At 43.3% G+C, this 17,708-nt stretch carries 24 protein-coding genes; 6 read left to right on the forward strand and 18 right to left on the reverse strand.

The window, feature by feature from the left end:
• Window positions 1-3: 3 nt before the first annotated feature.
• From NZ875_02055 to NZ875_02080, 6 genes are all read left to right on the forward strand, one after another.
• Window positions 4-687, forward strand: coding sequence for a PilZ domain-containing protein (locus NZ875_02055; GenBank protein MCS7174521.1), 684 nt, complete (start codon window positions 4-6; stop codon window positions 685-687).
• A 1-nt stretch (window position 688) separates the two neighbouring features.
• Window positions 689-1,294, forward strand: a complete 606-nt coding sequence (gene cheC / locus NZ875_02060) for a CheY-P phosphatase CheC (protein MCS7174522.1) — start codon at window positions 689-691, stop codon at window positions 1,292-1,294.
• Window positions 1,291-1,776, forward strand: coding sequence for a chemotaxis protein CheD (locus tag NZ875_02065; protein MCS7174523.1), 486 nt, complete (start codon window positions 1,291-1,293; stop codon window positions 1,774-1,776). The genes cheC and NZ875_02065 overlap by 4 nt, the downstream gene beginning before the upstream one ends.
• A gap of 19 nt (window positions 1,777-1,795) precedes the next feature.
• Window positions 1,796-2,503: a FliA/WhiG family RNA polymerase sigma factor gene (locus NZ875_02070; protein ID MCS7174524.1), complete on the forward strand. Its 708-nt coding sequence runs from the start codon at window positions 1,796-1,798 to the stop codon at window positions 2,501-2,503.
• 276 nt (window positions 2,504-2,779) lie between these two features.
• Window positions 2,780-3,268 (forward strand): hypothetical protein, encoded by a 489-nt coding sequence (locus tag NZ875_02075; protein ID MCS7174525.1) that lies wholly within the window; start codon window positions 2,780-2,782, stop codon window positions 3,266-3,268.
• Window positions 3,256-3,936 (forward strand): hypothetical protein, encoded by a 681-nt coding sequence (locus tag NZ875_02080; protein ID MCS7174526.1) that lies wholly within the window; start codon window positions 3,256-3,258, stop codon window positions 3,934-3,936. Before NZ875_02075 ends, NZ875_02080 begins: the two co-directional genes overlap by 13 nt.
• On the opposite strand, the gene NZ875_02085 is transcribed toward NZ875_02080, so the two are convergent.
• The 18 genes from NZ875_02085 to rpsE form a co-directional block, all read right to left on the reverse strand.
• A complete protein-coding gene (locus tag NZ875_02085) occupies window positions 3,925-6,726 on the reverse strand; it encodes a helicase-related protein (GenBank protein MCS7174527.1) in 2,802 nt (933 codons plus the stop codon). The two genes, NZ875_02080 and NZ875_02085, sit on opposite strands and share 12 nt — an antisense overlap.
• Window positions 6,719-7,654, reverse strand: coding sequence for an ExsB family protein (locus NZ875_02090; protein ID MCS7174528.1), 936 nt, complete (start codon window positions 7,652-7,654; stop codon window positions 6,719-6,721). Before NZ875_02090 ends, NZ875_02085 begins: the two co-directional genes overlap by 8 nt.
• Window positions 7,651-8,133: a metallophosphatase family protein gene (locus NZ875_02095; GenBank protein MCS7174529.1), complete on the reverse strand. Its 483-nt coding sequence runs from the start codon at window positions 8,131-8,133 to the stop codon at window positions 7,651-7,653. Before NZ875_02095 ends, NZ875_02090 begins: the two co-directional genes overlap by 4 nt.
• On the reverse strand, window positions 8,130-9,074 hold the full coding sequence (locus NZ875_02100) for an ROK family protein (GenBank protein MCS7174530.1): 945 nt from the start codon (window positions 9,072-9,074) through the stop codon (window positions 8,130-8,132). The genes NZ875_02095 and NZ875_02100 overlap by 4 nt, the downstream gene beginning before the upstream one ends.
• An 18-nt stretch (window positions 9,075-9,092) precedes the next feature.
• Window positions 9,093-10,388 carry a transcription termination factor Rho gene (gene rho / locus NZ875_02105; protein ID MCS7174531.1) on the reverse strand — a complete coding sequence of 432 codons (1,296 nt, stop codon included), beginning with the start codon at window positions 10,386-10,388 and terminating at the stop codon, window positions 9,093-9,095.
• Window positions 10,389-10,575: 187 nt separating this feature from the next.
• A complete protein-coding gene (gene rplQ, locus NZ875_02110) occupies window positions 10,576-10,965 on the reverse strand; it encodes a 50S ribosomal protein L17 (protein MCS7174532.1) in 390 nt (129 codons plus the stop codon).
• Between the two features lie 4 nt (window positions 10,966-10,969).
• The gene (locus NZ875_02115) at window positions 10,970-11,971 is read right to left on the reverse strand and encodes a DNA-directed RNA polymerase subunit alpha (GenBank protein ID MCS7174533.1); all 1,002 of its coding nucleotides are present in this window, start codon (window positions 11,969-11,971) and stop codon (window positions 10,970-10,972) included.
• 5 nt (window positions 11,972-11,976) lie between these two features.
• Window positions 11,977-12,606: a 30S ribosomal protein S4 gene (rpsD, locus tag NZ875_02120; GenBank protein ID MCS7174534.1), complete on the reverse strand. Its 630-nt coding sequence runs from the start codon at window positions 12,604-12,606 to the stop codon at window positions 11,977-11,979.
• Window positions 12,607-12,624: 18 nt separating this feature from the next.
• The gene (gene rpsK, locus NZ875_02125) at window positions 12,625-13,011 is read right to left on the reverse strand and encodes a 30S ribosomal protein S11 (GenBank protein MCS7174535.1); all 387 of its coding nucleotides are present in this window, start codon (window positions 13,009-13,011) and stop codon (window positions 12,625-12,627) included.
• Window positions 13,012-13,031: 20 nt separating this feature from the next.
• Complete coding sequence (gene rpsM, locus NZ875_02130; GenBank protein ID MCS7174536.1) at window positions 13,032-13,418, reverse strand: 30S ribosomal protein S13; 387 nt, start codon at window positions 13,416-13,418, stop codon at window positions 13,032-13,034.
• Window positions 13,419-13,430: 12 nt separating this feature from the next.
• Entirely contained in the window at window positions 13,431-13,547 is a 117-nt protein-coding gene (gene rpmJ, locus NZ875_02135; protein ID MCS7174537.1) for a 50S ribosomal protein L36, read from the reverse strand.
• 6 nt (window positions 13,548-13,553) lie between these two features.
• The gene (gene infA / locus NZ875_02140; GenBank protein MCS7174538.1) at window positions 13,554-13,817 is read right to left on the reverse strand and encodes a translation initiation factor IF-1; all 264 of its coding nucleotides are present in this window, start codon (window positions 13,815-13,817) and stop codon (window positions 13,554-13,556) included.
• Between the two features lie 6 nt (window positions 13,818-13,823).
• Complete coding sequence (map, locus tag NZ875_02145; GenBank protein ID MCS7174539.1) at window positions 13,824-14,579, reverse strand: type I methionyl aminopeptidase; 756 nt, start codon at window positions 14,577-14,579, stop codon at window positions 13,824-13,826.
• Window positions 14,576-15,229, reverse strand: coding sequence for an adenylate kinase (locus tag NZ875_02150; protein MCS7174540.1), 654 nt, complete (start codon window positions 15,227-15,229; stop codon window positions 14,576-14,578). The genes map and NZ875_02150 overlap by 4 nt, the downstream gene beginning before the upstream one ends.
• A 1-nt stretch (window position 15,230) precedes the next feature.
• Entirely contained in the window at window positions 15,231-16,511 is a 1,281-nt protein-coding gene (secY, locus tag NZ875_02155) for a preprotein translocase subunit SecY (protein ID MCS7174541.1), read from the reverse strand.
• A gap of 1 nt (window position 16,512) precedes the next feature.
• On the reverse strand, window positions 16,513-16,956 hold the full coding sequence (rplO, locus tag NZ875_02160; GenBank protein MCS7174542.1) for a 50S ribosomal protein L15: 444 nt from the start codon (window positions 16,954-16,956) through the stop codon (window positions 16,513-16,515).
• A gap of 9 nt (window positions 16,957-16,965) precedes the next feature.
• Entirely contained in the window at window positions 16,966-17,157 is a 192-nt protein-coding gene (gene rpmD, locus NZ875_02165; protein MCS7174543.1) for a 50S ribosomal protein L30, read from the reverse strand.
• A gap of 3 nt (window positions 17,158-17,160) precedes the next feature.
• Window positions 17,161-17,700, reverse strand: a complete 540-nt coding sequence (gene rpsE / locus NZ875_02170; GenBank protein MCS7174544.1) for a 30S ribosomal protein S5 — start codon at window positions 17,698-17,700, stop codon at window positions 17,161-17,163.
• Between the last annotated feature and the right edge of the window lie 8 nt (window positions 17,701-17,708).

The raw sequence follows: 17,708 nt of genomic DNA on the forward strand, positions 1-17,708 counted from the left end.
GCAATGGCGGAATACATTGCAAAGGTCAATGCGAAAGATGTTCTCAGAGCTAGCATGCCATTAGTGATCGAGCTAGAAAATAAGAAAGGTGAAAAGTTGAAAATGAAAAGTACAATCCACGATCTGTATTTTGACAGGGGTATCCTCAAAATAGCTATGCCAAGTTATCAAGGTAGATTCGTTCCAATACAGAGGGGCGAATTCATACATGTCACAGCGATAGCCGAAAAAGTTGTTTATTCTTTCAGCAGTCGCGTGCTTGACTACGGAAGAGATACCGAATCGAATTTCTTGGTGATGCACATCACCGTTCCAGAACAGGTGAACAGGGTACAAAGACGCAGATATGTTCGAATACCTTTGGTGCTCAGCGGTAACTACACCGTTGAAGGTGAAGATATCCAACATAAGTTTTTAACCAGAGATTTCAGCGCAGGTGGCATATTGATGTGCACTTCAAGATTTTTGAAGGTGGGACAAACAATCTACATTGATTTAGACTTGGGAGACATAAAGCTTATCAAGCAGAAAGCTCAGATCGTTCGATACGCAGGATTCAACGAAACGACGGGTTTCCATGAGTACGGTGTTCAGTTCTTGGATGTTTCTCCAGAGCTCGAGAAATCTTTAGTTTCATACGTATTCCAACAGGAAATCAAACTCAAAAAGACGCGGGAGGAGGTGTAAGATGATACTCTCTGAACGAGAACTCGATCTCCTCAGAGAGATAGGAAACATTGGAACAGGCAATGCGGCGACGGCACTGTCACATTTGACTAGCAAGAAAGTGGAGATCACCGTTCCAAAGGCTGAAGTCGTTCCGATATCGAAGATCACTTTCGTTTTTCCAGAACCAGAGGATCTCGTGGTTGGTGTCAGAATGTCAGTGAGAGGTGATGTGATATTCGACGTGCTTCTCGTTTTGAACAAATTGGCCGCTAAAAGGATCCTTCAAGACCTTCTAGGATCACCATGTGATGATATAACACAGCTCGATGAGCTGTCACGGTCCGCTTTGAAAGAAGTAGGAAACATAATGTGTGGTTCATACATAACAGCGCTTGCCGAGTTCACAGGACTCTATTTGGATCCATTGCCACCAGATCTGAGCGTTGACATGCTAGCAGCCATCATCTCTGAAGCGATGTTGCCGACCGCCGTGTATGAGGACGACGCGATCTATGTAGAAACAGAGTTGAACATAGAAGGTCTAAGGACGATCACTTCCTACATGCTTTTGATACCCGGTCAAAACAGTTTAGACACTATTTTCAAGAAGGTGGGCTTGAGATGAGCATTAAAAAAATCGTGATAGGCATTGGAGAATTGGCTGTTGAACGTAACCCCGCTGTGCTAGTAACACTTGGACTTGGCTCTTGTGTTGGTGTGTGTATTAGAGACCCAGTTTCGCGGGTTGGAGGCATGGCGCATGTAATGTTACCAGACAGCGGTAACAGAGATGTCCAAACACCAGGTAAATACGCAGATACAGCGATCGCAGTTTTGGTGGAAAAACTTCTTTCACTTGGTGCAGTTAAAACCAGATTGGAAGCGAAAATAGCAGGTGGTGCTTCCATGTTCGAAACAAGCGGAATGAACGTTGGCCAGAGGAACGTTGAAGCGGTGAAACACTGGTTGAAGTATCATCAGATCCAATTGAAAGCGGAAGATGTTGGGGGGAACAGAGCCAGGAGTATCGAATACAACATAGAAACCGGAAAACTCTTGATCAGGAAAGTTGGGGGCGGGGAAACCATTCAGATGATCGAAATATAACTAAGGCGGTGCAGAAAGCATGTACGAGATAGACGAGGAACAGCTTTTGAAAGAGTTGTTGCCCACTGTCAAGAGGATAGCAACCGATCTGGTGCAGCATCTGCCCAAAAACGTTGAAGTGGAAGATTTAATCCAGGAGGGTGTACTCGCTCTGATCTCGGCAGTTCGTAGATATGATCCAAGAAGAGGTGTAAACCTGAAGACCTTTTTGATGAAAAGGATCAAAGGTGCGATGTATGATTATTTGAGGAGCATAGACTGGATGCCCCGTAATCTGAGAAAAAACATTAAAGAAGTTGAGAAAGCCATCTACGAACTTGAATCCAAATTGGGTAGATACCCGACAGTTGAAGAGATCAGTTTGTATACCAATCTGAGTGACGAAGAGGTTGTGCGCGCGAAAAACGAAATGGTACGAAAGCAGTTCCTCAGACTGGATGAATACCTGTACGACACATACGATTCTTTCTCTGAGGTTGAAGATCATTCTGAACCATTGCAAGTAGCATACAAGGAGATACTCTTTGAATATCTAACAGAAGCCATAAAGAAACTCTCGGAACGTGAACAGTTGGTTCTATCTTTGCGGTTCGAACAAGAACTTTCTCTCAAAGAGATAGGTCTTATCCTTGGAGTGAGTGAATCGAGAGTTTCGCAGATACTCACAGGCGCTTTGATCAAGATCAAAAGGCGTCTTTTGGGGGAGGAAGATGGTCAACCCAGTTGATCTCCAAACGGTAATTGTCAGAGGGGTGGACGTCTCTCTATCTGCCTCTCAACAAATAAATACACATATAGCACTGGCTCATTTAGCAAACACTCAGATGGTACAGAGATCAGAACATCAATTGCGCACAGTTAACCCTCGTAGTGGGATAGAAGGGAAAACGGTTGGCTCTTCAACCGAAGAGAGGAGTTCTGCTTTCTACAGGCCTTCTTCTCGCAAACCCATTGTTCGTGAGGAACGGGAGGAAGGCAAGGGAACCATTTTGGATGTGAGGTTATGAAGATAGGATACATAAGTACCAGAAAGATCGATGAAAAATACGTGGGAGCAGTCCTGATAGTCGACGAATTTGGTATTCCCCAAGAATTTAAATACACTGAACCTGTTTCCCCAACGCCCTTACAAAGGATACTCTATGGAAAGTCACTGGATCTCTACCTGACGGTGGAGATCATTGCCAAAAATCTTTTAAAAAACGTTGAACAAAAACCAGAGATGTTTCTCACCGACAACATAACTCTCGTCGAGAGTTCCGATCAAGTTTACTATGTGTCTTCCTATTTAACTCCAAAATCTGATCAATTTCAAAACACTGAACCAAACGAGTGTGTTATACCTCTCCAAGGAGAGAGTTTGAAATTCATCGCCAAATCGAATTTCACTCAGGACAAGATAGAAAAACTGAAACAAATCGTCGAAGAGTTCGACATCATGGAACCTTTCCAGAGACTCACTAAAGCGCTCGAGTTTGTATGTCATTCCTGAATCAACTATTTCAAACATTGAAACTCGAACTTGGATTCATAAAAATCTATGCGCTTGATCTTTCAATCAGTGAGCCCAACATTAAATGTGAGCAATCTGATTTGAATTTAACCATCCTGAGCGCTATTTTGACATGCCACATAAACAAGGTGCAACTTTATTCATCGTTGAGAATAAACCATCATTTGATCGAATCCTCTTCGGTGAAGATAAAAGATCAAACATTGAAACAAAAAGAACCTTTGACAGAGGATGTAAAATTTGAAAAATCTGTTAGCACGATCAACAGCGTTGTTATGAGGATCGAACCACCTTCGAAAAAGATCAACCTTAAGTTCGATGTTATTTTAAAAGAATCCTCTTTCGTGGTGAAAGTTAAAGACCGAAACGTTCCTCTCCTCAAGACCGTTCGGTTCAAACCATCAACCATAAACGATGATGATAAGAAGAAGATTCTAAAAAGCATTCGAACCTTGATTTCGCAGGAAAATCTTGGTTCGTTCAGCTTCATTGGTTTTTACAAGAATGTGCCCATCGATTGTGTAAAAAAGATGGTCGTGGTTGGTAGAGAGTTAATAGTTGAGCTTGAGGAAAGCACGAAAGGCACAAAAAAAGATTTAGTTGTGTTACTCGCCGAGAAAGGCTACATCTTTCTTTCAATCCTTTAGAAATATCCTCTTGAGCAAATTCAAGCTCTTTTCGGCCGGCACGTTGTACAATAGGTAAACTTTTTCCTTCTCGTTATAAACGTACTTTCCTGGGATCTTCATCGAATCTCTTTCACAATAGATCTTTAAAGTCCCCTCATCAAAGATGATCTTTTTTACGTTTCTCTGGATCGCCACCAACCTTATTCTAAAAAGATCTATCAATTGTTCCACTTGACTTGGCAATCTACCAAATCTGTCTCTCAACTCTGACTTCAAATCATCGAGACTTTTTAGATCATTACAAGAGGCTAGTCTTCTGTAAATTCTGAGTCTTTCCATCTCATTCTCAATATAATCTTCAGGTATATAGAAAGAACCAGCTATTCCTTCGATTTCAACATCTGCTCGTTCAAAGCTCGCGCTACGAATTGTTCGGTGAAGTTCTTCCTCTAACAGCTGCAAATACATGTTGAGACCTATCGAGTTCACATTACCATGTTGTTCAAATCCAAAGATAGTCCCGATACCTCTGATTTCCATATCTTTGAGTGCTATTTTCAGGCCACTTCCAGGGCCAGAAAATTCTTTGATGACTTGTAACCTCTTGGAAGCAGAGGAGCTGAGTTCAGAATCAAACAAAAAATATGCAAACGCTCTTTTATCACTTCTACCAACCCTTCCCCTGAGTTGGTATAACTGAGCCAAACCATACCTTTGAGCGTCGTCCACTATTATCGTGTTCGCAGAAGGTACGTCAATCCCATTCTGCATAATCGAAGTACACACGATCACATCAGACGTATGCTCGTAGAAGCTCTTCACGGCCTCTGTCAATTTTTTTGTACTCATTTGCCCGTGCGCCATTACTACTCGTACCTCGGGCACGAGTCTGCAGACTCTTTCAAAAACGTCGTGCAGATCTTCAACCCGATTATGAACGTATATCACCTGTCCCCCCCTGTTGACCTCCCTCAATATCGCCCCTCTAATGAGCCTTTCATCATAACGTGCTACGTAGGTCACCACAGGCAATCTTCCCAAAGGGGGTGTCGTTAAAACACTCATGTCTTTCATACCGTTGAGCGCCATATGCAAAGTCCTCGGTATTGGAGTTGCACTCAAAGACAGCACATTCACATTTAACCTGATCTTCTTGAACTTTTCTTTCTGCTCCACCCCGAAATTTTGCTCCTCATCGATCACCACCAAACCGAGATCTGAGAATCTCACATTTTCTGATAACAAGATGCTAGTTCCTATGACAACGTCCAATTTTCCTTCCTTCAAGTCTTTGATTATCCTCGATCGTTCTGATTTTGAAACTGATCTGTCCAGTAATGCAACGGTTACTCCAAAAGGTTCCAAACGTTGCTTGAACAGTTTGTAATGCTGCCTTGCGAGCACTGTCGTGGGAACGAGTAGAGCGACTTGTTTTCCACTGACAACGCATCTGAAAGTTGCCCTTAGAGCGACTTCTGTCTTTCCATAACCTGAATCACCGCACAGCAATCTGTCCATAGGATGATCGCTTGCGAGATCTTCAAGCACTTCTTGGATCGCAACGGATTGATCCTCCGTTTCAACGTATGGAAAAGTTTCAGCGAATTTTTTCTCCAATTCTGCATCTCCAGCGAGCCTTAATCCATTAATTTGTTGTCTTTTTGTGTGTATATCTACTAGTTCAGCGATCTTTTTCCTTAAATCTTCCCTGACCTTTTCGAGTCGTTTCTTCCAAGTTCCAGAATGGAGTCGGTCAATTTTTACATCTGGATCTCCAACGTATTTATGAATTCTATCCAGTCTCTCAACTGGCACATAAACAGTTGCATCTTCGTACCTTATCACTACATACTCCTTAGTGCCAAGAACGTTTCTGATGGGTTTAACTCCCTCAAAGAGACCTATGCCATATTTCTCGTGAACCACGAGATCTCCAACACTCAATTCATCCTCTTCAATGATGGGAATCTGGTGCAATTTGCTTCTCTTTTCAGTGAACTCTAGCCTTTCCGTATCCAGTTCTATATGGTTTGCTTCGGACAACAGATTCTCGAGTTCAACCAAGGTTAAACCTGAACAAACTCTATATTCGCTGTGCTGTTCATCTGAAAGAAACTCTTTCATCTGTCTTTCTAACTTTGCGAACTCATCGAAGCACTTAGGTGAATTGACCAAGAAAATCTCGAATGATCCATAATCGAATATAGTGGCTCTTGAGCCTACTTTTCCAACCATCGTGTCATAACAGTGATCATCATTGATGTATTCGCGAGCAGGTAAGAGAACAAATTCATCCAATTTACCGCAAGAAGTCTGGGTCACCACATCAAAGAATCTGATGTCCTCGATCACTTCACCAAAAAGTTCAATACGTACCGGTTTCTCATAAAGTGGCGCAAAGATATCTATTACATCTCCTCTCGCTGAGAACTCTCCACCTGCACGAACTAGATAAGACCTATCGTAACCTACCATGTTGATCCAGTGAACATCTACGAACTTTTCTCCCCTCAGAAAGTGTTTGGAGAACCGCTTGAGATTATCTGGAGAAATTGTGAATCGACTCAGCGAATGCAGTGTGCCTACAACGAGGTCACATTTTCCATTCAAAATGGACCACAACGCTTCAATGCGATTTTTTCGAACGAAAAACGATACTGGCACATCTTCGAATGGAAACACGTCGTGGTCTGGAAAGTACTGACCGTTCAGGATGTTCGCGATTTGTGAAGCTTCTTTCTCGGTGGGAACTATCAATAAGATGGGTTTTTTGCAGGAAGATCTCAAAAGATCTTTTAAACTATTCATACTCGAAATCCACCACTTGAAAAGTTCTTAGACGATTGTTACGAGCCTTGATCCAAACTACGCTCACCGGAACAGCAAAGTCTCTCTCAATGAAACCTGTAAAGATGTCTTCGAGTGCTGAGGGATCATTGTACAAACCCGGATTGACCAGAATTTTTAGCCTCACCGCTCGATCCAGCACGTATATCTCATCGATAACATTCAAATCCTTCAGAGTTAGAAAAATTTCCTGCTTTTCAACATCTTCCAAGTGCGGATAAACGTTGACGAGTGCGATGTTTTTTGAAAGAGGGCCGATGATCTTCACATTTGCCAGCTTGACTGACTTACCCTTGTACCGTAGAAACTTGAGGAGTAACTCGTTCGCCTCGGAAACAGCCTTACCATGATAATCTGGATTGATCAACATTTTCATAAGATGCTTCAATTTACAGCCTTCACGAACGGAAGATTCACCAATCTTCACCGGTTCGATTTGAAAGAAGCTTATCAACTGTCGGATCTCAGATTTACTGAGTTCTTTTAGAGGAGAATAAAAACCCGCAAGAATTTTCGGTCCAAATCTTCCCCAGCTGTCCGATTGGTTCGAACCAGTCACTATCAATTGATCCGGAAAGTTCTCCCGAACTGTTCCAAGCTTGGCAAATCTAGTACAACCATTACAGTTTGGACCATATTTCCAAACGTTTCTCTGGCGTTTGGTTCCATCCAAATAAACATGTCTCAATCCTAGATCTGTTGCGAGTCTGTTGATATTGTCTTTGATTACTTGGTAAGTGAACTGACCCCAATCGACAGTTGCAAGAATCACACGTCCAGGTCCAACGACGAGCTTACAGAGATAGGCTGCTAAACTGCTGTCCTCACCACCAGAAAATGCCACAACAACTTCTCTATTTGAGACAACATCCTTTATTTCACATATCAAGTGATCGACAATTTTTTGAAGTTGACCGTGAGCATTTGACCACATATTTCAACGATGGCAACACTACCATTTTCACCAAAGCTTCCCGGATTAATAAAGCGCACATTTTTAAGTTCCGAATCATCAATGAAGTGCGTATGTCCGTAGAAAATCACCTGTGGCTTTTCTTCAAAAAGATTTAGAATCCTCTCCCTTATCTGATAAGGCGGTCCCCAACCGTGACACAAGCCTACATCGAAAGGACCGAAACGTACGACTAAAACCTGTGGTAAATTCTCCTTCACATCTATCTCGTCCATGTTACCATGAACACCGTAGAAATTTTTAGATATCGCTTTGAGTTCAAGAACGGTGTTCAAATTGGTATAATCTCCAAGGCCAACGACGGTGTCAACCTCTTTAGCAAAATCAGCTAAGCTTTTTGGAAGAGATTTTAAATAAACAGGTACGTGAGTATCGCTCAACAATAAAAGTTTCATCGTTCAAACAACCTCTCGAAGACAATAGATGCAGCACCAAGGATACCTGCATCCTTGCCAAGACGGCTCAATTCAACCTTGTATGTTCCAACCATCGTTGGCAAAACATAATTTTTTGCCCGTTCTTTAACAGGATCAAGTAAGAAGTCTCCAGCGTTGGCCATACCGCCACCGATAACCACCATCTGAGGGTTGAAGATGTTCACCAAACTTCCAATCGCCACAGCGAGAGCATCTACAACCGTGTTGAAGATTTGCAAGGCAAAATGATCACCGAGTTTCGCTTGATCAAATACATCCTTCGGTGTGACGAACTCTGGTTTCTTCAACTTGAACAGAGAGGACTCTGGGTGTCTCTCAAAACCTTCCCTCACAAAATTCCTTATGGCCGTGGCCGAAGCCAAAGCTTCCAAGCATCCTCGAGAGCCACAACCACATTTTGGACCGTTGGGTAAAACATTCATGTGTCCCAATTCAGCTCCGATGCCCGTACTACCTCTCAAAAGAATACCGTGTGTTATTACCCCACCACCTATGCCAGTACCAAGCGTGAGACAAACGACGTGATCCAAACCTTTCGCCACACCGAACATTCTTTCACCGAGAGCGTAAGCATTAGCATCGTTCTCAACGAAGACTCTCAATGAGGTTCTTTTTTCTATCTTCTCCGCGAGAGGAAAGTCTATCCACCCAGGGAAGTTTGGCGAGAACTTCACAGTACCCGTTACGTGATCAATACTTCCAGGTGATCCAATCCCAACGGCTGAGACTGAACTCTCCTTGCTCAAGTTGAGAATTGAATCTACAAGTCTTTCAACAACAGCATCTGGTCCCTCATCTACCTTAGTTTCTCCTTCAATCCTCGCTAAAATCTTTCCATCTTCATCAACGAGCCCTACAGCGTAGTTCGTTCCACCCAGATCAACACCTATGACGTTCAATTGGAAACCTCCTCTTGCTCAATACTTCACCTTTTGCTGATCTATCAATGCGAGGAAATCCTCGTTGGTCTCCGTCTCTTGAAGTTTTCTCAGTATCAACGTTAAACCTTCTTCTTCCGTCATGCCCGCCAACATCCTTCTGAGAATCCAAACCTTCTTCAAAGTGCTCTCGCTCAAGAGCAATTCTTCTTTCCTAGTACCAGAAAGCTGTAAATTGATGGCTGGAAAGATTCGCTTGTTCGCAAGCTGCCTCGACAAAACCAATTCCATATTTCCGGTTCCTTTGAATTCCTCGAATATGACCTCGTCCATTTTCGAGCCAGTTTCTATCAATGCAGTTGCGATGATAGTCAGACTTCCCCCTTCGCGTGTGCTCCTTGCCGCGCCGAAGAAATGCTTGGGTTTGTACAAAGCGGCTGGATCGACACCACCACTCAAAAGCTTACCACTCGGAGGTACCTGTATGTTGTAAACTCGTGCGAGCCTGGTTAAGCTGTCCAGCAATATGACCACGTCATAGCCGTATTCAACGAGCCTTTTTGACATTTCGAGTGTCAACTCCGCAACTTTGATCTGCTTGTCAGGGGCCATATCGAATGGAGCTGCGATCACTTTGGCATTCACAGATTCTTTTATGTCCGTAACCTCTTCAGGCCTCTCGTCGATCAAAAGTACAATTCTGACAGTATCTGGATGGTTCACCGCAATACCGTTCGCGATCTCTTTCAGTAACGTCGTCTTTCCCGCCTTGGGTGGTGCAACGATGAGCCCTCTTTGGCCTTTGCCCATTGGAGCGAAGAGATCTATCAAACGAGTCGAGAGTACGTCTCGGCTGGTTTCAAGGATGAAACGTTCTCTAGGATAATCTGGTGTGAGATTTTCGAAGTTCACCCTTTCATTGCTGAGCTCTGGTGATTTATAATTCACAGCTTCGATCTTTATCATAGCGAAGTACCTTTCACCTTCTTTTGGAGGTCTTATGACACCTGAAATGATGTCTCCCGTGTTGAGGTTGAATTTCTTTATTTGAGACTGTGAAATGTAAATATCGTTGGAACTCGGTAACAAATTGTCGCTGCTTCTGAGAAAACCGTATCCTTCTGGGAGAATCTCTAATACACCCTCTCCGAAAATCAAACCGTGAGATTTAGCTTGAGCTTCTAAAATAGCAAATATAATGTCACGTTTGCGCATGCTCGTATAGCGCGGTATATCATACTGCTTTGCAAGTTCATACAATTGCTTGATGGTCATTTGTTCTAGATCGTTGATTTTCACAGTTATTGGTTCGTTTCTTTCATGTTCGTTGTTCATTGATCAAAACACCTCCAGAAAACTTGTGGATGGAACAAAGCTCAATCAGGACTATTCTGTTATCGATCCTCAAGGTTGGAACACATGACATGGAAGGCAAACTGGTGGAGAATCTCTGTTCAAAAATATTCTACCAAATACCAAAGTGTTTGACAAGGGGGAAGGCCTCTCCCCAGCAGGGAGAGGCTCATTCACTGCTCTTCTCAACGACTTGTAGAAGAACCATTTCTGCTCCATCGCCTCTCCTTTGACCTATCCTTACAATTCTTGAAAAACCACTATTCTTGTCGACCAAGTTCTTCGCAATCTCGTCAACCAATTTATTTGTCAACCTTCTATCACATAGGTACCAATTTATTTGTCTTCTCAGGGCAATCGATTCGTTCTTATCGGTTGTTTTGGCCGCCTTGACTGCCTTCGCCATTAGTTTATCGAAAAAGCGTTTGACAACTTTTGCTTTCGTAATCGTTGTTACTATACTACGATGCTCAACGATCTCACGCAATTGATTCCTGATCAATGCTCGACTATGACTTCCATAGGAACCTATTTTGTTCTTAACCATCCTATGTCTCACAGGTTCATCCTCCCTTCTTCAGTGTCAATCCAAATTTTTCGAAAAGTTTTTGCTTGACTTCCTCTAAGGACTTCGGTCCAAAATTCTTGATTTTTAGAAGGTCTTCTTCGGTACGTTTTAACAGATCCCCTATGGTCTCAATTTTATCTCGCCTGAGACAATTCAGAGACCTGATCGAGAGCTCTAGTTCATCTATCTTTTTAGAATATATGGATTCTTCCTCGCTGTGTGACATCTGCTCTGCTGAAGTTTCTTCCTGTGTTATAACCGCTACAAATTCTGCCGAGAGTGGTGCCATAGTTGATGGCAGACTTTCATCTATGACTTTGAAATGATTGATGAGTGTATCGATTGCACGCTTCATAGCTTCGTGCGGAAAAATAGTTTTCTTCGTCCAAACTTCAAGAACCAATTTATCGTAGTCGGTACGCTTGGCTACCCTTGCACTCTCCACTTTGAAGTTAACTTTAATAACTGGAGAGAACACACCATCGATAGGTATTGAACCTATTTCCGGATGTTCTTCAATTTCTTGAGCTGGTACAAAACCCTTACCTGCTTGTACATAGAGCTCGAAAACAAGATCTGCTTCGTCGTCAAGAGTCGCAATTTTCAAACCTGGGTTCATCACCTCTATGCCGGCGGGTGTCCTTATGTCACCTGCCAAGAGAAGACCAGGACCTTTCTTTTCAACTGTCATTTTCAACTTTTCCTTGACTGGAATCTCCGCTCGAAGCTGAACTTTCTTCAGATTGAGGATGATCTCCAATATATCCTCCTTAACCCCTGGTAGTGTATCGAACTCATGAAATCTCTCTGGTTTTAAGAATCTCACGCCAACGATCGCTATGGAAGGTATCGAAGACAGAAGTACCCTTCTCAAAGCGTTACCTATGGTGATACCGTAGCCCTTCTCAAGAGGTGAGAAAACATACCGAGCGTAGTAATGATCTGCCTCTGCCCTCTCTTCCTCTACCTTCAGCTTTTTTGGTATCATGAATTCCATCCACATCACCTCGAGTAAAGTTCAACGATAGCTTGGACATCGACGGGCAAATCAGTGAGTTCTTCGAGCTTAGGAGCTCTCTCGAAAGTTCCACGGTATGCATCGAAATCTACTTGTATCCACGGCGCTATTGTCCTACCACGCGCAAGTTCTAAAGATCGCTTGATAACATCTATGGATCTACTGGATTCCTTGACTTCAACGATGTCTCCTGGTCTCAGCAGGTAAGACGGTATGTTCACCTTTTTACCGTTCACCAAGAAATGTCCATGAGTAACGAGTTGTCTGGCCTGTCTTCTGTTGATTGCAAAGCCCATTCTGAAAACCACATTGTCCAAGCGTGATTCCACTAGCTTGACAAGATTTTCACGTGTATCGCCGGCCATCTTTAGTGCGCGGTCAAAATACCTCTTGAACTGTCGTTCCAGAATTCCGTATATCCTCTTCATCACTTGTTTAGATCTGAGCTGAAATGCGTACTGCGATGTCTTACCTCTGTTTCTGCCGTGTTCTCCCGGAGCAAAAGGTCTACGGTCAAATGCACACTTTTCTGTGAAGCATCTTTCACCTTTGAGATAGAGTTTCATTCCTTCTCTCCTACAAAGACGACAAACGGGTCCAGTGTATCTGGCCATTCAATTTCCCTCCTCTTTCTACACTCTCCTTTTCTTCTTTGGCCTACAACCGTTGAAGGGTATCGGTGTCACATCTTTGATCGTATCAACCTCTAATCCTGCTGCTTGTAAAGTCCTTATAGCCGCTTCACGACCTGGCCCAGGTCCTTTCACCAATACATCCACTCTCTTTATACCCATCCTCAAAGCTTCCTTCGCCACTTTGTCAGCTGCAAGTTGAGCAGCGTATGGTGTACCCTTTCTTGTTCCATCGAACCCCACTGTGCCTCCACTGGCCCACGTGAGAACTGCTCCTTCTTGGTCCGTTAACGTGACAATCGTGTTATTGAAGGTAGACTTTATGTGAACGACCGCACGATCGATCAGTACTTTTCTCTTCTTCTTACCTTCCGATCTTCTTGCCACGCATCATCCCTCCTCAAGCATCAAACAGCTTGTTCTTTCTTTTTCTTGGTCTTGATCCTACTTGGCCTTGGACCTTTTCTGGTCCTCGCATTATGACGTGTGCTTTGACCACGAACAGGTAAGCCAAGTTTGTGACGAACTCCCCTGTAACAGCCTATGTCTATCAGACGTTTGATATTTCTATTCACCTCAGCTCTGAGTTCCCCCTCAACTTTAAAATGATCCTGAATGTACTTAGTTATTTTGTTGACCTCTTCATCTGTGAGATCCTTCACACGCTTATCAGGATTGATCCCGGTGTCTTCAAGTATTTGCATCGCCCGCGTTTTTCCGATGCCATATATGTAAGTGAGCGCAACAAAGCATTTTTTATTTGCGGGCAGCTCGACTCCCATGATTCGTGCCATTCGCTTCCCTCCTCAACCTTGCTTTTGATTATGTTTCGGATTGACTTTGCATATCACAAGTACTCTACCCTTTCTCCGCACGATTTGACAGTACTCACATCTTTTCTTCACAGAAGATCGAACTTTCATGGTTTATCAGCTCCTTTCTTCCTCTTCTTCATCTACATCGGACTTCTTGTCGAGTTTCTTCCTGTAAACAATCCTACCTTTGCTGAGATCGTATATCGACAGCTCCACGACAACCCTATCTCCGGGAAGAAGTTTTATGAAATTCTTTCTCATTCTTCCAGAGATCTGGGCGAGAACTTTGTGCCCATTATCAAGTTCAACAAGAAACGTAGCGTTCCTTCGAGCCTCAACAATAGTACCCTCCATTTTGATCACGTCTTCCTTAGGCATAGAACATCACCTCTCGACAACCGTAAGAACTGTAGCTCCATCCTCACCAACGAGCACTGTGTGTTCAAAATGAGCACTGCGTTTTCCATCAGCCATGATAACCGTCCAACCATCATCCAGTAACTCTGTTTTCCAGTCACCTTCGCACACCATAACTTCTATCGCCAACGTCATTCCGGGCAGTAGAACAGCTCCAGTGTGTGGAGTCCCATAGTTTGGTATTTCGGGTTCCTCGTGTAGTTGTCTTCCTATACCGTGTCCAACATAGTCTCTTATAACATTGAATCCAGCAGTTTCAACAAAGCTTTGTATAGCGTACGATATATCGCCGACTCTGTAACCTTTCTTTGCAAAACTGACAGCATTTTCCAAAGCTTGCTTTGCTACCTCCACGAGTTTTCTCCCCGATTCATCAATTTCTCCAACACAGTAAGTTTTAGCACCATCCCCATAGTAACCTTCGTAGATCGCACCAACATCCACAGAAACAATGTCTCCTGCCTTGAAAACTTTCCTTTTCAACGGTACCCCGTGTAAAATCTCTTCATTGATTGACACGCATGTGGCATATTTGTAGCCTCTGTATCCTTTGAAAGCTGGTTTAACTTTGAGTTCCTTGAATTTTTTCATCACAAAATCCTCCACATCGGCAGCGCTAGCACCTTCCAAAACGATGTCTTTAACTTCTTCTAAAACAATTGCGACAGCTTTGCAAGCAACTTTCATTCTGTCCAATTCTTGTTTCGATTTGATCCTGATCAACGTCTCACCTTTCTCAAAGCTTTCAAAGCTTCCTCAACGACTGTTTCATGATTTGCATCGGAATCAAGTTCCAACAGAATACCTTTTTGCTTATAATAATCGATCAGCGGTGCCGTTAGTTCATTATAGACTCTAAACCTCTTTCTTACAACGTCTTCTCTATCATCATCTCGTTGATTCAACTTGATTTTACAATCATCACACAGTTCATCTTCCTTAGGTGGCATGGACAGCAAGTTATAAATTTTACCACACTTCAGGCAAATCCTTCTGCTCGTCAATCTTTTAACCACCACATCTTCGCTAACTTTCAAGTGCAGCACTGCGTCCAATTTTTTGTTCATCGATTTCAACATCTCATCCAATGCCAAAGCTTGCTGGAGAGTCCTTGGATAACCATCGAAAATGAAACCGTTCTCGCAGTCCTGTCTGGATATTCTTTCCTTCACAAGCTTGTTGACTATCTCGTCTGGTACGAGTGCACCGGACTTCAAAATCTGCTCCACTTGCTTACCGAGTTCTGAACCGGACGAAACAGCTTCCCTAAACATATCTCCTGTCGAAATATGAGGAACACCAAAAAATTTAATCAAGTCCTTCGCAAGAGTACCCTTTCCAGCTCCCGGTGCGCCAAGCAGAACAATCCTCATTTCACTTCAATCCTTTCTTCATGAATCCTTCGTAGTGTCTCATGATCATGTGTGCCTCCATTTGCTGTAAAACATCCAACGCCACACCAACGGCGATCAGTGTTGATGTACCACCTATGACTATGTTGACTCTCGTGACTGATTCCACAAAATGAGGCAAGAGCGCTATCACAACCAAAAACACTGCTCCCATGAAAGTGACCCTGTTCAGCACGCGTTGAATATATTCTTCTGTTGACTTTCCAGGTCTTATACCAGGAATGAAGCCACCATATTTTCTTACGTTTTCTGAAACTTCATGAGGATCAAAAACGACGATGCTATAAAAGTAAGTAAAGAAGAACACCAAAAGACCGTAAAGTGTTATGTACAGAACATTCCCAGGTGAAAAAATGACACGTAGCCATTGCCAGCCGACCATTTCAGCGATTGCCGCTGGTATCATAACAATCGCACTTGCGAATATGATAGGTATCACACCACCCTGATTGACTTTTATAGGAATGTAAGTGGAAGCACCACCATAAACACGCCTTCCAACGACTCGTGTGGCATACTGTATGGCAATCCTGCGTTCTGCCTGTTGAACATAAATGATACCTGCGACAGTTATCACAGCTATTGCGATCAAGAAAATCCAACCAAATAGATTGAGATTACCGAGTAAAACGCTACCGAAATAACTTGGATACCTCGCCACAATACCTGCAAAGATAAGGATCGATATCCCATTACCGATACCTTTTTCCGTTATTCTATCGCCGAGCCACAACAGAAACATCGTGCCAGCAAGCATGGACACAGTAGATATGATCACAAACATCATGGGATGTAAGTTGTATGCGACGATATCGGGACTCTGTCTCACCAAACTGAACGAAACGATGAATGACTGAAAAGCCCCAAGAACTACTGTCAAATTGCGGGTGTACTTAGCAAATTTTTTTCGACCTTCTTCACCTTCCCTGAGCATTTCACGAAGTTTGGTTATAACCGAGGACAACAGTTGTAAGACTATCGATGCGTTTATATAGGGTGTGACACTCATTGCAAAAATGGAAAAGTTCTCAAGCGCGCCACCAGTGAACACATCATAAAAACTGATTATTCCACCAGCTGCTGCTCCACTGAAACGTTTGAACGCTTCTGCCCAAGCTTGGATGTTTATGCCAGGTACAGGAATGTAAATTCCTAACCTGAATACAATGAGTGCTAGAAGGGTGAAAATTATTCTGTCACGTAATTCAGGTATTCTGAATGCATTCTGGAGGGCTTTCCACACGTCATATCACCTCTGCCCTTCCTCCGATCGCTTCTATAGCCTTCTTAGCGCTCTCACTGAAAGCATGGGCTTTCACAATCAATGGCTTAGTCAGTTCCCCATCTCCCAGGATCTTTACCCCATCTTTTATTTTCCTTATCACACCCATTTCAAGCAATCTCTCTGGTGTTACCTCCTCACCTGCGTCGAATCTCTCCTCCAAAGTTTTCAAATTTACAATCGCATACTCTCTGTGAACAAAACTGTTGAAACCCACTTTGGGCAATCTCCTATGCAATGGTGTTTGACCACCCTCGTGCCAAGGATGCACTTTACCACTGCCTCGCGCTTTCTGACCTTTGTTTCCCCTACCACTGGTCTTACCATGTCCAGAACCAATACCCCTACCTACCCGCTTCGGCTCCTTCATGGAACCTGGTGTCGGTTTGAGGTCTTCTAGTCTCAGCGTCATGGTTCATTCCTCCTCCGAAATTTCGACTACTTTGACCAGATGTTTGACTTTCTCAAGCATACCGAGTATCTGGGGTGTCTTAGGTTTAACAACTCTATCGTGTAACTTTTTCAAACCTAAAGCTTTCACGGTAGCCCTTTGATCGTACTTATAACCTATGGGACTTCTAACAAGTTCCACAACGATCTTCGTCATGACTCAAGCCCCCTTTTTTGCGCCACGGATAACTTGACCAATACTGAGGTCCCTCAATTTTGAGGCTTTTTCTGGTGGTACCAAGCTTTTCAAAGCCTTCACAGTTGCGAGAGCTAGATTCACTGGATTCGTCGAACCAAGAGCTTTTGTCAGAACGTTCTGCACTCCCGCAAGTTCAACGACGGCTCTTACAACGGAACCAGCTATTATTCCCGTACCCGGTGCAGCGGGTTTCAACAAGATGACGGATGCATCTTGCTTTGCCGTAACTTCATGGGGAATCGTTCCCCTGTATAGTGGAACGTCAACCAAAGATGATCGAGCAGCACTTAAAGCTTTTCTGATCGCATCTGGAACTTCACGAGCTTTACCTATACCGACTCCCACTTTGCCTTTTCTGTTTCCAACAACAGCGAGAACTCTGAAACTGAGAGTTTTCCCACCCTTTGTGACTTTAGCTGTTCTTCTTATCTCAACGATGCGTTCCTCAAACTCTTCGGACTCTCTCTTTACAACTTCTTCTTCCAGTATTTCATCTACCATTTTTCACT

Origin of the sequence: Pseudothermotoga sp. (assembly GCA_025060105.1) — a bacterium.
Taxonomy (GTDB): Bacteria; Thermotogota; Thermotogae; order Thermotogales; family DSM-5069; genus Pseudothermotoga_A.

What these genes read in the sequence shown, in the direction of transcription:
- rpmJ (MCS7174537.1), bottom strand. Translation starts at nt 13,547, where the DNA reads ATGAAAGTTCGATCTTCTGTGAAGAAAAGATGTGAGTACTGTCAAATC.
- rpsD (MCS7174534.1), bottom strand. Translation starts at nt 12,606, where the DNA reads ATGGCCAGATACACTGGACCCGTTTGTCGTCTTTGTAGGAGAGAAGGA.
- NZ875_02075 (MCS7174525.1), top strand. Translation starts at nt 2,780, where the DNA reads ATGAAGATAGGATACATAAGTACCAGAAAGATCGATGAAAAATACGTG.
- infA (MCS7174538.1), bottom strand. Translation starts at nt 13,817, where the DNA reads ATGCCTAAGGAAGACGTGATCAAAATGGAGGGTACTATTGTTGAGGCT.
- rpsM (MCS7174536.1), bottom strand. Translation starts at nt 13,418, where the DNA reads ATGGCACGAATCATGGGAGTCGAGCTGCCCGCAAATAAAAAATGCTTT.
- NZ875_02080 (MCS7174526.1), top strand. Translation starts at nt 3,256, where the DNA reads ATGTCATTCCTGAATCAACTATTTCAAACATTGAAACTCGAACTTGGA.
- NZ875_02085 (MCS7174527.1), bottom strand. Translation starts at nt 6,726, where the DNA reads ATGAATAGTTTAAAAGATCTTTTGAGATCTTCCTGCAAAAAACCCATC.
- NZ875_02055 (MCS7174521.1), top strand. Translation starts at nt 4, where the DNA reads ATGGCGGAATACATTGCAAAGGTCAATGCGAAAGATGTTCTCAGAGCT.
- cheC (MCS7174522.1), top strand. Translation starts at nt 689, where the DNA reads ATGATACTCTCTGAACGAGAACTCGATCTCCTCAGAGAGATAGGAAAC.
- NZ875_02150 (MCS7174540.1), bottom strand. Translation starts at nt 15,229, where the DNA reads ATGAGGATTGTTCTGCTTGGCGCACCGGGAGCTGGAAAGGGTACTCTT.
- rpsE (MCS7174544.1), bottom strand. Translation starts at nt 17,700, where the DNA reads ATGGTAGATGAAATACTGGAAGAAGAAGTTGTAAAGAGAGAGTCCGAA.
- rpmD (MCS7174543.1), bottom strand. Translation starts at nt 17,157, where the DNA reads ATGACGAAGATCGTTGTGGAACTTGTTAGAAGTCCCATAGGTTATAAG.
- rho (MCS7174531.1), bottom strand. Translation starts at nt 10,388, where the DNA reads ATGAACAACGAACATGAAAGAAACGAACCAATAACTGTGAAAATCAAC.
- NZ875_02065 (MCS7174523.1), top strand. Translation starts at nt 1,291, where the DNA reads ATGAGCATTAAAAAAATCGTGATAGGCATTGGAGAATTGGCTGTTGAA.
- NZ875_02070 (MCS7174524.1), top strand. Translation starts at nt 1,796, where the DNA reads ATGTACGAGATAGACGAGGAACAGCTTTTGAAAGAGTTGTTGCCCACT.
- NZ875_02095 (MCS7174529.1), bottom strand. Translation starts at nt 8,133, where the DNA reads ATGAAACTTTTATTGTTGAGCGATACTCACGTACCTGTTTATTTAAAA.
- NZ875_02115 (MCS7174533.1), bottom strand. Translation starts at nt 11,971, where the DNA reads ATGGAATTCATGATACCAAAAAAGCTGAAGGTAGAGGAAGAGAGGGCA.